The organism is Vibrio sp. Y176, from assembly GCF_033438945.1.
The window spans coordinates 1-1,194 of sequence record NZ_JAWOQS010000093.1 but is presented as its reverse complement, the minus strand read 5'-3'; the positions used below and the strand labels follow the sequence as shown (position 1 = coordinate 1,194).

Here is a 1,194-nt window from a genome sequence, read left to right as displayed (position 1 = left end):
TGACCCGTACTACTTGTCGATTCGTCATGGGATTGAAACTCAGTGCGACAAACTCGGCATTACGCTAACCAATTGCTACAACAGCGAAATTGATGTTGAAACGCAAAAGATCACGGGTGTCCTTTTAGTCGGGAAAGTCGACCAAAAGGTGGTCAATAAGTTACCTAAACGCCTAGCCGATAGCATCTGTTACATCGACTTTTCAGATCCAACTAGTCCTTACGATTGCGTTGATATCGACCTTGTAAGAATCAGCAAGCAAGTGGTTGATTTCTTTGTACAACAAGGCTATGAGCGCATCGGATTTATTGGTGGACAAGACGAGCCCAACACCGCAGACATTCGTGAAAATGCGTTTGTGGACTACGGCAGTCTAAAAGGTGTGGTTTCTGAAGACGACATTTATCGTGGCGATTTCTCTAGCTTGTCCGGTTATGACTTAGCGAAAGAGATGCTGGCCAAAGGCGATTTCCCAAAAGCGATGTTCATTGCTTCGGACTCCATTGCGATTGGTGTGTTACGAGCAGTGCATGAGTTTGGTTTAAACATTCCTGATGATATTGCGCTGATCAGCGTGAACGACATTCCTACCGCGCGCTTTACCTTCCCACCTCTATCTACCGTTCGTATTCATTCTGAAATGATGGGTATTCAAGGCGTGAACTTGTTAGTAGAAAAATACCGTGACGGACGCGCACTGCCCCTTCAAGTGTACGTTCCAAGCAAGCTCAAGCTACGCGGCACAACTCGATAAAAACACCCTCAAAACTGCTCAAATAAGGCACTGAATTTTCAGTGCTTTTTTATTTCTTCTTTTATTTTCTACCGAATTTTTACTGTTTTTACTTTCCAAAACAATCTAGATCTCATTCCTTTACGCTGATCACATCTTGCTCAACATTGGTCATTTAAAACGTGACCAAGTTAAAGTAAAACGTTTTCACTAATTTATTTTAGTAAAACTTTTACTAATATCTTTCTCAGATTATTCATAAGCATTTTTCACAATACATCGGCCGTTGTTTTTGCACTGATGTTGAGCCGCGATGAAACCAATCCGCACTCCAACATAAGCGCACCAAGCCGAGGGGAGATCAAAACGTGAACAATTGGGAAAACTTCCAACACTTACACGAGAATCGTATGGCACCGCGTGCGTACTTTTTCTCCTACGACTCTGTTCAGAGCGCACAA

The 1,194-nt window shown here is 42.9% G+C and carries 1 protein-coding gene; it reads left to right on the top strand.

The genetic code is table 11. The annotated features are described in order from the left end of the window. Positions 1 to 754 (top strand): transcriptional regulator EbgR (gene ebgR / locus R7O13_RS24300; protein ID WP_318304859.1); only part of this gene is annotated, 754 nt, incomplete at its 5' end. Positions 755 to 1,194: the final 440 nt, after the last annotated feature.